11 protein-coding genes are annotated in these 13,941 nt (G+C 24.8%); 7 read left to right on the forward strand and 4 right to left on the reverse strand.

Going from position 1 to position 13,941, the window contains the following annotated elements; all coding sequences use genetic code 11:
• Positions 1–3 precede the first annotated feature (3 nt).
• Positions 4–1,422 (forward strand): sensor histidine kinase, encoded by a 1,419-nt coding sequence (locus tag CHF27_RS02655; RefSeq protein ID WP_095405946.1) that lies wholly within the window; start codon positions 4–6, stop codon positions 1,420–1,422.
• A gap of 160 nt (positions 1,423–1,582) precedes the next feature.
• Positions 1,583–3,424 carry an asparagine synthase (glutamine-hydrolyzing) gene (asnB, locus tag CHF27_RS02660; protein ID WP_095405947.1) on the forward strand — a complete coding sequence of 614 codons (1,842 nt, stop codon included), beginning with the start codon at positions 1,583–1,585 and terminating at the stop codon, positions 3,422–3,424.
• Positions 3,425–3,533: 109 nt separating this feature from the next.
• Here asnB and CHF27_RS02665 read toward each other — a convergent pair whose 3' ends face one another.
• Positions 3,534–4,769 carry an NAD(P)-dependent oxidoreductase gene (locus CHF27_RS02665; RefSeq protein WP_095405948.1) on the reverse strand — a complete coding sequence of 412 codons (1,236 nt, stop codon included), beginning with the start codon at positions 4,767–4,769 and terminating at the stop codon, positions 3,534–3,536.
• A gap of 372 nt (positions 4,770–5,141) precedes the next feature.
• Between CHF27_RS02665 and CHF27_RS02670 the strand changes: the two genes are divergently transcribed.
• Both CHF27_RS02670 and CHF27_RS02675 read left to right on the forward strand, forming a co-directional pair.
• Positions 5,142–6,008, forward strand: coding sequence for a hypothetical protein (locus CHF27_RS02670; protein ID WP_095405949.1), 867 nt, complete (start codon positions 5,142–5,144; stop codon positions 6,006–6,008).
• A gap of 106 nt (positions 6,009–6,114) precedes the next feature.
• The gene (locus CHF27_RS02675) at positions 6,115–7,236 is read left to right on the forward strand and encodes a peptidylprolyl isomerase (RefSeq protein ID WP_095405950.1); all 1,122 of its coding nucleotides are present in this window, start codon (positions 6,115–6,117) and stop codon (positions 7,234–7,236) included.
• A gap of 313 nt (positions 7,237–7,549) precedes the next feature.
• Here the strand turns inward: CHF27_RS02675 and CHF27_RS02680 are convergent, their stop codons facing one another.
• A complete protein-coding gene (locus CHF27_RS02680; RefSeq protein WP_095405951.1) occupies positions 7,550–9,112 on the reverse strand; it encodes a nitrite/sulfite reductase in 1,563 nt (520 codons plus the stop codon).
• A 386-nt stretch (positions 9,113–9,498) separates the two neighbouring features.
• On the opposite strand from CHF27_RS02680, the gene CHF27_RS02685 reads away from it, so the two are divergent.
• Both CHF27_RS02685 and CHF27_RS02690 read left to right on the forward strand, forming a co-directional pair.
• The gene (locus CHF27_RS02685; RefSeq protein ID WP_095405952.1) at positions 9,499–11,022 is read left to right on the forward strand and encodes a hypothetical protein; all 1,524 of its coding nucleotides are present in this window, start codon (positions 9,499–9,501) and stop codon (positions 11,020–11,022) included.
• A 100-nt stretch (positions 11,023–11,122) separates the two neighbouring features.
• Positions 11,123–11,329 (forward strand): hypothetical protein, encoded by a 207-nt coding sequence (locus CHF27_RS02690; protein WP_095405953.1) that lies wholly within the window; start codon positions 11,123–11,125, stop codon positions 11,327–11,329.
• A gap of 56 nt (positions 11,330–11,385) precedes the next feature.
• Here the strand turns inward: CHF27_RS02690 and CHF27_RS02695 are convergent, their stop codons facing one another.
• On the reverse strand, positions 11,386–11,763 hold the full coding sequence (locus CHF27_RS02695; RefSeq protein WP_095405954.1) for a hypothetical protein: 378 nt from the start codon (positions 11,761–11,763) through the stop codon (positions 11,386–11,388).
• Positions 11,764–11,938: 175 nt separating this feature from the next.
• Here CHF27_RS02695 and CHF27_RS02700 point away from each other — a divergent pair, with 175 nt between their 5' ends.
• Complete coding sequence (locus tag CHF27_RS02700) at positions 11,939–12,673, forward strand: DUF4184 family protein (protein ID WP_095405955.1); 735 nt, start codon at positions 11,939–11,941, stop codon at positions 12,671–12,673.
• An 86-nt stretch (positions 12,674–12,759) separates the two neighbouring features.
• On the opposite strand, the gene CHF27_RS02705 is transcribed toward CHF27_RS02700, so the two are convergent.
• Positions 12,760–13,854 carry an AI-2E family transporter gene (locus CHF27_RS02705; protein WP_095405956.1) on the reverse strand — a complete coding sequence of 365 codons (1,095 nt, stop codon included), beginning with the start codon at positions 13,852–13,854 and terminating at the stop codon, positions 12,760–12,762.
• Positions 13,855–13,941: the final 87 nt, after the last annotated feature.

Below are 13,941 nucleotides of genomic sequence, written 5' to 3' on the forward strand. Positions count from 1 at the left end.
AATATGAAGTGGAAAATAACATTTAGATATGTGTTATCAGTAGCAGCAGTTACAGTTATAATTTTAATTTTAAATATAATATTAGGTTTAATCATATTTAATTCTATTAAACATGATTCAAATCAAACTATAAATGAATATGTAAATGATCCAGAAAATATGACAAGGAATTTTGAAAAATATTTAATAAATAAAAGTAATGATATAAATAAAATATATATAAATGATGAAGGTAAAAATATTTTAGATGAAGAAAAATTATGGATTCAAATATTAGATGAAGAAGGAAAAGAAATATACAATTATAAAAAACCAAATGAGGTTAAAACTAAGCATACTCCGTTTGAATTAATTCATGGTTATAAGTATTCCGGTGGTATAGATAAAGGTTCTACTATATTTTTTGCCAACAAAAAAATGAACAACTATCAATATAGTTATATCATAGGATTTCCAATGTATGCTGTATCAAAAACAATATTTACATATACTACAAGCTTTATATCAGAATTTATTATCAATATTATAGGTGCATTTATTATAATAGATAGCATTATAGCAATCCTAATAGGTTATTTATTTAGCAAGACATTAACTAAACCAATTAAAAGAATAATAGATGGAGTAGATGATCTATCAGAAGGTCGATATGAAAATTATTATAAAGAAAATGGAGTATATAAACCAGTATTTGGAAAGTTAAATGGATTATCAGAAACGTTAAAAGATAATGAAGTAGAACGAAAAAAATTAGATTCTATGAGAAATGAGTGGATAGCTAACGTTTCTCATGATATAAAAACACCATTAGCATCTATAAAAGGATATTCAGAGCTTATAAGTGAAGATTATGACTTGTCCAATGAAGAAATAAAGAAATATTCGCAAATAATTAATAATAAATCTGTATATATAAAAGAGTTAGTTGATGATTTAAATTTAACTATGAAATTAAAAAATGGATATACAAATATAGAAAAGAAAAGTAAAAATATAGTTAATATAGTTAAAAACTGTGTAATAGATATATTAAATGAACCTAAGTATGAAAATATAGAAATAGATTTTGAATGTGAAAACGATGAAGTTTTTAGAAATGTGGATGAAATGCTTATAAAAAGAGTAATAAATAATCTTTTATATAATGCAATAATACATAATAACAATAAAGTAAAAATCGATGTAAAAATAAAAGTAAATATTAGTTGTAAAATCATAATAGAAGATTTTGGAAAAGGTATAGCAAAAGAGGATTTAAAGTATATATTTGATAGATATTACAGAGGTACTAATACAGGTGAGGCTCATAAAGGTTCAGGACTAGGAATGGCAATAGCTAGAGATGTAATAATAGCTCATAATGGAGATATAAACATAGATAGTAAATTAGGTGAAGGAACAAGAATTGAAATAATTATATAATCTAACTATATATTACAAAAAATATACAAAAAAATTAAGATATTGACATCAGTTTAATGAGTACTATAATAAGTATTATGGGTTAGTGTGCGAATTATTTTATAATAGTGTAAGCAATTATAGATAAAAGTAGAAAATTACAAATTAGGAGGAAATTAATATGTGTGGATTTGTAGGATTTTCCGATCATATTTCAAATAAAGATAAAGTACTAGATGATATGATGAACTCTATCATACATAGAGGTCCAAATCAAAAGGGTACATTTATAGATGAAGATGTAGCGTTAGGATTTAGACGATTAAGTATAATAGATGTAAATAATGGATTACAACCTTTATATAATGAAGATGAAAGTTTAGTTTTAGTATTCAATGGAGAAATATACAATTATAAAGAAATAAGAGAAGAGTTAATAGAAAAAGGTCATATATTTAAAACTCATACGGATAGTGAAGTTTTAGTTCATAGCTTTGAAGAATTCGGAGAAGATATGGTAAAAAGACTAAGAGGTATGTTTGCATTTGTAATTTATGATAGAAAAACTCATAATATATTTGCAGCAAGAGATCATTTTGGAATAAAACCATTTTATTATTACCAAGTTGAAGAGAATGGACAAAAAGGGCTATTGTTTGGATCTGAGATAAAGAGTTTCTTAAAACATCCTAGCTTTAAAAAAGAAGTTAATAAAGATGCTTTAAAACCATATTTAACATTCCAATATTCTGTATTAGAAGAAACTTTTTTCAAAGGTGTATTTAAGTTAAATCCAGGTCATTATTTAACTTATAAAAATGGAAATTTAGAAATTAAAAAATACTGGGATATAGAATTTAATCAAAAAGATATATCTTTAGAACAAAGTATAAAAGAAATAACAGAAGTAGTTGAAGAATCTGTAGAAGCTCATAGAGATAGTGAGGTGCCTCTAGGAGCGTTTTTATCAGGTGGAGTTGACTCTAGCTATATAGTATCTTGTTTAATGCCAGAAAAGACATTCTCAGTAGGATTTAAACAGGAAAAGTTTAATGAATCAGATTTAGCTAAAGATTTATCAGATATGCTTGGTATACAAAATATACAAAAGATAATAACATCTGAAGAATGTTTTGATAAATTATCTACTATACAATATTTTATGGATGAGCCACAATCAAATCCATCTTCAGTACCATTATACTTCTTAGCAGAACTTGCAAGAGAACATGTAACAGTTGTTTTATCAGGAGAAGGTGCTGATGAAATATTTGGAGGATATGAATGGTATGATGATGATGCAAGACTTAAAAAATATAAAAAACTACCTTATTTTATAAGAAAAAGTGCAGCAAGTGTAGCTAAAAAACTACCTCATTTTAAAGGAAGAACAACTATAATAAGAGGTGGAAGTCCAGTTGAAGATTATTTTATAGGTGAAGCTTTAGTATTTGAAGAAGATGAAGCAAAAGATGTATTAAAAGCTCCATATATAAAAGCACCTTCTATAAAAGAAATAACTAAACCAATTTATGATAAAGTTAAGAATCAAGATGATGTAACTAAAAAACAATATATAGACTTAAAATTATGGTTACCAGGAGATATATTATTAAAAGCAGACAGAATGAGTATGGCTCATTCTATAGAATTAAGGGTTCCTTTCTTGGATAAAAAAGTTATGAAAGTAGGAGAATCTGTTCCTACAAAATATAAAGTAAATGATGAAAATACTAAGTTTGCTTTAAGAGAAGCAGCAAAAAGAAAGTTACCAGAGGCTTGGGCTAAAAGACAAAAAAAGGGATTCCCAGTACCTATAAGATTCTGGTTTAAAGAAGAAAGATATTATAATATAGTAAAAGAATCATTTACTAGTGATTATGCTAAAGAATTCTTTGATACTACAAAAATAGTAGATTTATTAGACGACCATTATAATGGAAAAACTAATAATGCAAGAAAGATATATACAATTTATGTATTCTTAGTTTGGTATAAGAGATTTTTCATAGATGAAAATTAAATTAATATCTTAATATAAAAATTAAGAGGATGTATTAAAAATATAATTTGTATACTTTTAATACATCCTTTTTATAATACAATACAGATAGTATTGTGAAAATTATATATTATATAAATTTCTGAAGATAATTATCTATAGATACAGCGATACTTTTAGCAGCTACAACAGCTTCAATAACAGTACGAGCACCGTGGGCAACATCTCCACAAGCAAATACTCCTTCACGAGTAGTTTGACCTTTTTCATCAGTTAAAAGTAATCCACTATTTTTTGTATCTAATCCTTTGTTATTAATAACTATAGTATTTCTAGCAACTTGGCTTACTGCTATTAAAACAGAATCACATTTATATAGTTTTTGACTACCTTCTACAGCTATTAGAGAAGTAGAACCATCCTCAGCTATAACTTTTTTTGTGTCTTCTAAAATTATTCCTCCATCAACTATTTCTACAGGAGACTTAAATGTATCAAATAAAACTCCTTCGGATTTAGCTTCTTGAATTTCATGTTTAGTAGCAGTCATATCTTCAAAATCACGTCTATAAGCCACATGAACTTCTTTTGAACCATAATATTTAGCACTTCTAGCAGCGTCCATAGCAACGTTACCAGCGCCTATAACTATAACTTTGTCTCCTAAGTCATAGCTATTAGGAGTTCTTAAATAATTTATGGCATAGTGAACATGACCAAGTGTTTCTCCGTTTATATTTAATTTTCTAGGATTCCATACTCCTGTACCTATGAAAATAGATTTATAACCATCTTCAAATAACTTATCTAAAGTTACAACAGGACCTATTAAGGAATTTATTTTTATCTTTACACCAAGAGCTATTAGACGTTTGCGTAAAAGATCTATATTAGTTCTTGGTAACCTAAAATCAGGAATACCATAAGTTAATACTCCTCCTATTTTTTCATTTTTTTCAAATATAGTAACATCATATCCTCTTTCAGCTAATTCAAAAGCTACGGTAATACCAGCTGGCCCAGAACCTATTATAGCAACTTTGACACCGTTACTTTTAGGTTTAGAGATATTAATATTATCTAAATATTTAGTAGAAATTTCCTTTTCAATTTGATAAAAATGAACAGGTTCACCTTTTATACCTTTTATACAATTTCCCATGCATTGATTTTCATGAGGGCAAACTATAGCACATACAGCGGATAAGGGATTATTTTCAAATAATATCTTACCTGCCTCATCTAGCTTACCTTCTTTATATAAGTTGATAATATCTGGAATTGGAGTGTTTATAGGACAATTTTTTTGACATCTAGGATTTTTACAAATAATGCATTTATTAGCTTCATCTAAAAGTTTAGTCATGATTTCACCTCTGTAGTTTATAATTATGAATTTATGAAATTTTTTATATTATATCAAAAAAACGCAATTTATGACACTTTTAAGTTATAAAAATATAAAAAATAAAAAATTTGTTACAAAATAATTATATATTGCTATACTTTTTAATATTTCCTAAAATACTAAATCTAATATATATAAAGTTTATTTTGTTTTAAAAAGGTTTTTAGGTTTAATAAGTTATATTTATTAATATACAGATTTTAATAATACAATAAATATTAAATTTTATTATACACCTTTATTTACTAATATTAGATATTTTAGTAATATTATATATGACATAATACTTGTTAAAGTAAATTAGTAATTAGGTTTTAGGAGGAAGAGTAATTGTTAAAAAAGTTATTTAAGCGGATAAAAAGAAATCCATCATTAGAAAAAACAAAAGCTCAGGAAGAAATAGCTTTAACTGACACTTTAGATTTAGGTGAAGAAAATGATGTTATAGAAGAGTATAATATAGAAAATGAAGAAGAAGTAATAAAAAAAGAAGTAATAGAGGTAGTTGAAAAAGAAGAATTAGACAAAGAAGAAATTATAATAAGTGACGAACTAGAATTAGACCAAGTAATAGATGATAAAGAGTATATAAATCATGTTAAAATAATAAGAGAAAAAAGTATAAAGGCAATAGATGTATATACAGAAGAAGAACAGTTATTTAAAACCCATAAAGAATGTAGCAAAAAATTAAAAGTTCCATTAGGATACATAAAAGAAAATTTAAAATATAGATATACGGATTATTTTGGTGAAGCAATTAATTTTTTAAGTAAAGAATTAAATTTAAATGATATAGAAAAAAATGAATTTTCATATTTAGATGGAAATAAAACTCCATCAGAACTGTTTAATATGTTAAATAATAAAATTTTCACAGCAAATATTTCAGAAGATAAAAGAGATGAAATATTATCTAATAATAAAATAGAACCTATAAAAATGCATTATAAATTTGAATGTATAGATGAAGAATATGATGTTTATTTTGAAAAGTATAAGTCTATAATTAGAAGAGGTGGAAAGAAGAAAATAGAGCTTGTAAATAAAAAAGGCGAAGTAATAGATGTATTTAAGTCATTAGATGATTGTGCACAGTATTTACATAAAGAGAAAAATGAAGTGGTTGAGATGTTAAAGTTGGGTGAGGTAAAGTATGGAAGAAATGAAATAAGATATAGCTTAAGAAATATTTAATTCATAGTAAATTCATAAGAGTTTCGTTTTTTATTCACACGCTATTAAGTTGTGATGATGTAGAATAAATTAGAGAGTACAAAAGTGAAAATTTAGGAGGGTAATAATGTCGGAAGATAAAAATCAAAATAATGATAATCAAGAACAATTCAAAGATAATGTAGTTAAACAAGAAAATTTAGAATCTAGTGAAATAAAAGATGAAGAATTAGAAGAATTAAGAGAAAAATCTAAAAGAAATAAATTTAAAATTAAAAATAAGAAAGCAGTATTTATAACTACTTTAGTTGGGGTATTATGTGTAGGAATAGGATTTGTATCGGGTAAAGAGGTTGGAAGAAAATTACCAGCAACTTCAAAACACTATAACTCTAGTAAAGTCATAGCAACAGTAGGTGAAGAAAAAATAACAGGTGAACAACTTAAGAAAAAAATGGAACCATTATTTTATTTAAATGGAAAGAAAGCAATGACTGATGAAGAAGTAAGTGCATATGAATCTAAAATGATTGATTATATGACGACTACACAAGCTCTGTATTTAGAAGCTCAAAAGGAAAAAGTAACGGTAACTGATGATGAATTAAACTCAGATTATCAGACTACAATGAGTAGCATTACTAAAGAATTTAAAATGACGGAAGATGAATATTTAAAGAAGTTTAATTTTACAAAAGAATCTATAAAGGAAGAACTAAAGAAAGAGCTAATAGCTTCTAAGTATATAGGAACAGCTTCTGAGGTAAGCGATAAAGAAGCTAAAAATTATTATGATAAAAATAAAGACGAATTCTTACAAGTAAGAGCATCTCATATATTAATAAAAAATATTGATGATCAAGGGAAAGCAGTAAGTGATAATCAAAAGAAAAAAAATAAAGAGCAAGCTGAAAAAATATTAAAAAGAGCTCAAAGTGGTGAAGACTTTGCTACTTTAGCTAAAGAATACTCTCAAGATACTAGTGCATCTAATGGAGGCGATTTGAATTTCTTTGGAAAAGGACAAATGGTAGAAAGTTTTGAAAATGCTGTATTTAAATTAGAAAACGGAAAAATAGCAGATAAAGTAATAGAAAGTAATTATGGATATCATATAATTAAAAAGACTGATGAAAAATATAATGGATTTGATGAAGTAAAAGAAGATTTAAAATATAAATTATCTTATGATAAACAAAGTAAAACAGTAACTAATTTATTAAAAAAATATAATGTTAAAGTAAAATAAGCATGAGACAATAATGTCTTTATTTAATCCAAATATGATTTTAGATTAAAGTTTAAAAGGAGCAAAGCACAAGTATAAAATATTTGAGTTAGCTCCTTTTTATTATAATCTAGATTTATCTAAGTATCTATGAGATTTACTAGTTATATAGAGGCTAAGAGTTTCAGAATCTATATAAAGTGGGTGATGTATACTTTTAAAGGGTTACCATGTATATAGAAAAAATAACTAGATATTATATTAGGGCTACATTAGATAAATTCTAGTAATAATATTTTAACCAAAATAACTAAAATTTATTATGGATATAGTTTTATATTTTATACTTTGAAGTTATCTGAGAAAGTTCATTAGCATGTTCATTTAACCAATTATAAAAAGGTTTATTAGAATTAGCAACATGCTCTGCAATTTCAAATAGCATTTTAGGTAAATCACTAGATTTAAAATCTCCTAAAGAGTAACCTAATTTAGTATCATTAAGATTAAAACTACCACCTACATGTAGTTCAAATGCGTCTGTAGATTTACCATCAATATTTTTGATTTTTCCTGAAAGACCAATTGCACCAATTTGATGAACTCCACATGAATTTGAACATCCAGATATATAAATTCTAGGCATTGCATTTAAAATCGTATAGTCACCATTACAATTTTCTCTAAAATAATCTATTATTTCATGAAGCATTTCTTGGCTATTTTGGATACCAATTTGGCATATAGGAATACCTATACAAGATATACTTTTTTCTAGACTAGTATTTCCACTTATTGAATTACTAACTTCTAATATTTTTTTAGCTTCATTTCCATCTAAGTTTAGTATATATAATCCTTCTGTCATAGCTAATCTAATCATAGGATTTTTCACCTTATCTAATTCATACAATAAAATTTTTAAATCTTTAATTAATAATTGACCACCTATTGGATGTATATAAACGCTATATAGACCTTCTTGTTTTTGCTTAATTAATCTAGGATCAGATATATTTATTTTTATTCCTGGCTTAGAATAATCTATTGCTTCAGGATGTAAATCAAGTCCTCCTTTTTCTTTTTCAATTTGAACAAATTCTTTGAATTTTTTTAGGAACATATCTTTTCCTAGTTTTTCAACTATATATCTTATTCTTGCCTTATTTTTATTTTCATAATTACCTTCAGTTATAAATAACTTAGTCATACCCTCAACATAATATAATACATCACAAGGTTTTATAAGCTCATCAAGTTCTAAAGATACAGCTGGATTTTTACCTAAACCTCCACCTAGAAATACTCTAAAATAAGGTTCATTATTTCTTATAGTTGCAACAAATCCTAAATCCTGAATAGTACAATGAGCAGTATCTTTATTGGAACTAGAATAAGAAACTTTTAATTTTCTAGGCAAGTGATAAGTTGGAATTTTACTTATGAAATATTTGTCAGTAGCAATTGCATATGGAGCAACATCAAAAGCTTCATATGGGTCGACGCCTGATAATGGAGATAAACCTACGTTTCTAGGAAAATTTCCACCACTACCACGAGTGAATATATCTTTATGTATACCTTCTTCCATTATATTACATAAATCATCTACATTAAGATTATGTAGTTGAATGGCTTGTCTAGTTGTTAAATGGATTTTATTTAGCTTATGTTTACTTGCCATTTGATGTATGATATGTAGTTGAGCTCTAGACAATACACCACAAGAGAATCTTAAACGTATCACAAATAAATTTTTGTCTCTTTGGGCATAGACACCATATCCACCAGAAAAGCCCTTATACTCCATCTTAGAAACTTCGTTGTTTATAAATTTTAAAGAGTATTCTTTAAAATTTGGTATTTCATCTAAGAAAATTTTTTTTACATTATCCATATGTTCACCTCTAAAATAAGATCGTATTTACTGATATATTATTGACCAGATTTTATATAAATATCAAATTTAAGATATAAAGTGTATTTTTATTGAAAAAGTGTATTAACGTGTTAATATTTATTAAGCTATATTTGTAAATAAAAATATGAACTAAAATGTATATAATATATATAAAGATACATGTTTAAAATTAATTTAACATTGATATAGGTTTTAAATTTCAATTTTATGGTTTATAATTAAGAAAAAGTTAAATTAATATAATCTGTCTTTTTAGTCGTATAAATTTTATAATAAAAAATATTTAAATATAATAAACTTAAGAAATAATTTTAGGATAACAAATAACAGTTATATGAAAAAGATTAAAAGGAAGTGGATAAATGAGACTTATTAAAGATAAAAACTATAGAAATTTAGCTATAGTCATATCTATTCCTCTATTAATTATAGCTCAATATTATCTTTTTAAATTTGGAGTCCTAAGACCAATGGTAAAAGGTGTAGAAATACAGATAGTAGACGGGGAATATATAAAGGATATAGATAAGTATGTAGTTAAATTAAATGATACTTTAGAATTATCTATTGGTGACTATATTACTATTCCATCTTATGCAAAAGAACCAAATATAAGATTTAAGGTTTTAGATAATACAGAAACTTTAAAAATAGAAGGAAATAAAATGACGGCATTAAAAGAAGGATTTTCATCAATTGGAATAATGAAAAATTCAAGGGTATTAAAGAAAGCTACTATAAAAGTTGTAGATCCTAAAGTAGAAAATTTAAATCTTAATATAAGTGATGATTTAAATTATGTTGGAGATACTGCTAAGATTAATAGTACAGTACAAGTTGATTATAAAAAATTTGAAGACAGTTATAAAGCTGTTTATGAGAGTTCTAATGAAAATATTTTAAGAATAGAAAATAATGAAATAAAAGCAGTTGGTGTAGGTACTGCAACTGTTTATGCAAAATCTGGCGATAAAGAAGAATCTATAAGTTATACTATAAGGGCTAAGGTTGCTAAGATTGAAATTAGTGATAATTTACAAATTGAAATAGGACAAAATCAAAAGTTAAATCCTTCAATTATAACAAGTCCTAGAAATTTAAAACATCCAAATATAACATATGAACTATTAGGTTCTAAAATACCTGTATCAAGAGCTATAAGACTAGATAGTGATGGCACTGTTGTAGGACTTAGAGAAGGAGAAGAAAAGGTTAAAATTATCTGTGGAAATAAATCTAAGATAATAACTATAAATGTAGTCAAAGAATCTATAACTAATAAAAGTATAGAAAACTTAAATCTTACTTATGAAGTAGTAGATAATAAGATGATAGTTAAATTGACATGGGATTATTTTAAAGACGTGTTTAATTATGATATATATTTACGAAATAACACATTAAATGAATCTGAGTTTAAGATGGTTAAATCTATTAATATAAAAGAAAGTGAAGTAGGAAGTGATAAAAAAGTTACAACCACTTTAGAAATTGATTTAACAAATAATCAAAATCAAGATTTAGATATATATGTAGTGGGAAAAACTACTGTAGGAAATACTAAACAAAGTAATACTCAAAGTATAAAATATGATCCAAGTCCTATAGAGAATGAAAAAGTAGAAAATTTATCAGGAACTATAAATAAGGAAAATAATACTGTTGAAGCTACTTGGGGATTGATGAATAATCCAAATTACACATATAGTGTATATATAAAAGATAATACTGATATTAAAGAAGAATTTAGATTATACAAAGATAACTTAAATACTAATAATGTTACTATAGATACTAAAGGTCCAGACATAAATTTAGATATATATGTAATTGCAAATTATAATGGACGAAGTTCAATAAAAAGTGAAGTTATAAATATAAAATAAAGCAATTCCTTAAGTGATTTTATAAGTTTAATGTAGAGTATGAATATTTTACATTGAATTTAAATATATTTTATAAAATCACTTTAGGGGAGATGCTATTTTGAAAAGAAGATATGAACAAATAAAGACTGTATCAAAAGATTTATCAGAAGAAGCATTTAAAGCGTATGCAGGAAAAAGAGATTATAAAAAAGCTATAGAAATTTATTGCTTATTAGCAGAATCTAGGTGTGTTCCAAAAGATATATCAGATTTTTCGAAAAATATGTTGGGAAGACTTAGCAAAAAAATTGAAGAACGAAGCTAATAAAAAGAGTATATCTAAAAATAAATATTAAAAATAAAAGCCTAAATATTAGAAACCTATAAATTTAAAAGGTGACTTATATTTAGGCTTTTATATACATATGGAAATTTGATTAATTCAAGATATCCACTTGGATGAAAGTAATAAATTTTAGATGTATATTTATCAACAAAATACCCAATATCTGTATCTACATTTGGTAAAAATACATATCCCTCTAGTTTTTTAGATTTAAGTACAGGAAATTCACTAGAAGAACCTTGGTATATATAATCAACTTTATTATTATATTGTAAAAGAAGTTGTCTAGCTTGTTCTATGGTTAATGTACTATCAATAATATTAGCAAAAGTTATTTTATTTATAGAATCATATATAAAAATAACTTGGCAAAAAATAAATAAAATTATAGATATTTTTTTAAATAATTTCATAAAAAGCCTTCCTTTACATTATGTTTGTTAGTCATAAGAAACTTACAACTAATTTATGCAAGAACATATATAATATGTACAAATTTTTTGTTTGATTTATTAAAAATGTAGAAACTGTTAAATTTACATGGTATAATCAAATATATTTATATATTTTTGAAAGGAGGGAGTTAATATTCCTTTTACATTATCTCATCCTGCAGCAGTAATATTCTTGAGAAATAAATATCTGAATTTTATGGGGCTTATATTAGGATCTATGTCACCTGATTATATATATTTTATATTATTTAGACCAAGTAGTAATATTGGACATACTTTGTTAGGTATGATTTTATTAAATTTACCATTGTGTTTTGTAATTAATTTTTTATTTGATGTATATATTAAAGAGTCTTTAATTTTAAATTTACCTAATAATATATCAAAACAATATAATTACCTAATTAAATATAATAATAACATGAAAGATATAAAATCAATAATCGTTTTTATATATTCTGCTTTTATAGGTATGTTTACTCATATTTTTTGGGATTCATTTACGCATAAAAGTGGATTCTTTGTTAATAAAATTAGTTTTTTAAATTATAAAATACATATTATGAGTTTGAATATTCCTGTATATAAATTTTGTCAACATTTTAGTACTATTATTGGAACTATAATTATAATAATTTATTTATATAAAATAAGAAATATAAATGGAAAACTAATAAAAAGTAAAATTAAAAAAATTATATATTATTTTATTGTTTTTATAACTGTAGTTGTAGTACTGCTAGTTAGTTTTATATATTTTAAAATTGATAAATCTTTTGGAATAGGAACATTTGTAGTAACAGCTATTAATGGAACATTTATAGGAATGGTATTTGCGGGACATTATTATATAAGAAATAAGAGTTGAGATATAAGTTAAATTATATTTCAGCTCTTATTTAGATTTAAATATTAATTTTTATTTTGAAATGTATATTTATAATATAACAAACTTTATAGGGAACTAATATTTCTATGTTTAGATTCAATAAATTCTGTAAAATATATTTTTATAACACCCATTATAGGAACTGATAATATCATACCAGGAATACCAAAGAATCCTCCACCAATAGTAACAGCAAGTATAGTTAAGAAAGGACTTAATCCTAATTGCCCACCTACTATCTTAGGTTCTATTATTGCAACTTCTACTTGTTGAACTAATAGTAAATATATTAGTGAAAATAGTGCTATATTAGGACTATAAAATAAATTTATTATAACTACAGGTGTCATACCTATAATTGGACCAAAATATGGTATTAAATTCATAAAGAACATTAAAGTTCCGAACAATAATGCATATTTTGATTTAATGAAATATAATCCTATTGCAGATAAAACTCCAACTATAAATGAATCTAATATTTTACCTGAAAAATACTTTCCTATATTTAGATTTAATGTATTACATACATTTAAAGTAAATTCACCAGCTTTTCTACCAAAGAAAAGATAAACTAACTTTTTAGCAAAAGATATAAAGTTTTCTTTTTCCAAAAGGATGTAAAAACAAATTATAAATGCTAGTCCAAATTGAACTAAAAATTTACCTACAGAAAATGTAGTTGAAAATATATTACCTAAGTATCCTATCAATAAGTTACTAACCTCTGGCATTAATCCCATAATTTTTTCTCCAATTTCTTGAAGTGTTTTAGGGTCTATGGATTTTAAATTTTCGCTAAAATTCATGATAAAATCTTGAGTTTTTTGTGCATATAATGGGAATTGACTTACTATATCAGCTAAACTACTTATAATAGCAGGAGCAGTAAACAATACAAAAGATACTAATAGAATTATTAAAAATCCATAAGTAATAAGTAAAGATATTAATCTTTTGGTTTTTAATTTACTTTCTAAAAAAGTAACAATTGGATTAAATGCATAGGCTAAGATAAAAGCAATTACAAAAGGAGTTAACAGTGATAAAAGAACACTAACTACTCCAAAGAAATATTTATAATTATCAATAAACTTAATCAGGATATAAGATATAACTACTGTAATTATAATGTTTAGATAAAATTTTCTATCTCTCAAATACTAACACATCCTTTTTTGCAAATTTCAATAATTAATTATTAAGTACCATTATACAATAAAAATAAGTCTAAATATACCTAAATA

This window comes from Romboutsia maritimum, assembly GCF_002251085.2.
Lineage (GTDB): Bacteria > Bacillota > Clostridia > Peptostreptococcales > Peptostreptococcaceae > Romboutsia_B > Romboutsia_B maritimum.

What these genes read in the sequence shown, in the direction of transcription:
- CHF27_RS02680 (WP_095405951.1), bottom strand. Translation starts at nt 9,112, where the DNA reads ATGGATAATGTAAAAAAAATTTTCTTAGATGAAATACCAAATTTTAAA.
- asnB (WP_095405947.1), top strand. Translation starts at nt 1,583, where the DNA reads ATGTGTGGATTTGTAGGATTTTCCGATCATATTTCAAATAAAGATAAA.
- CHF27_RS02695 (WP_095405954.1), bottom strand. Translation starts at nt 11,763, where the DNA reads ATGAAATTATTTAAAAAAATATCTATAATTTTATTTATTTTTTGCCAA.
- CHF27_RS02675 (WP_095405950.1), top strand. Translation starts at nt 6,115, where the DNA reads ATGTCGGAAGATAAAAATCAAAATAATGATAATCAAGAACAATTCAAA.
- CHF27_RS02685 (WP_095405952.1), top strand. Translation starts at nt 9,499, where the DNA reads ATGAGACTTATTAAAGATAAAAACTATAGAAATTTAGCTATAGTCATA.
- CHF27_RS02665 (WP_095405948.1), bottom strand. Translation starts at nt 4,769, where the DNA reads ATGACTAAACTTTTAGATGAAGCTAATAAATGCATTATTTGTAAAAAT.
- CHF27_RS02655 (WP_095405946.1), top strand. Translation starts at nt 4, where the DNA reads ATGAAGTGGAAAATAACATTTAGATATGTGTTATCAGTAGCAGCAGTT.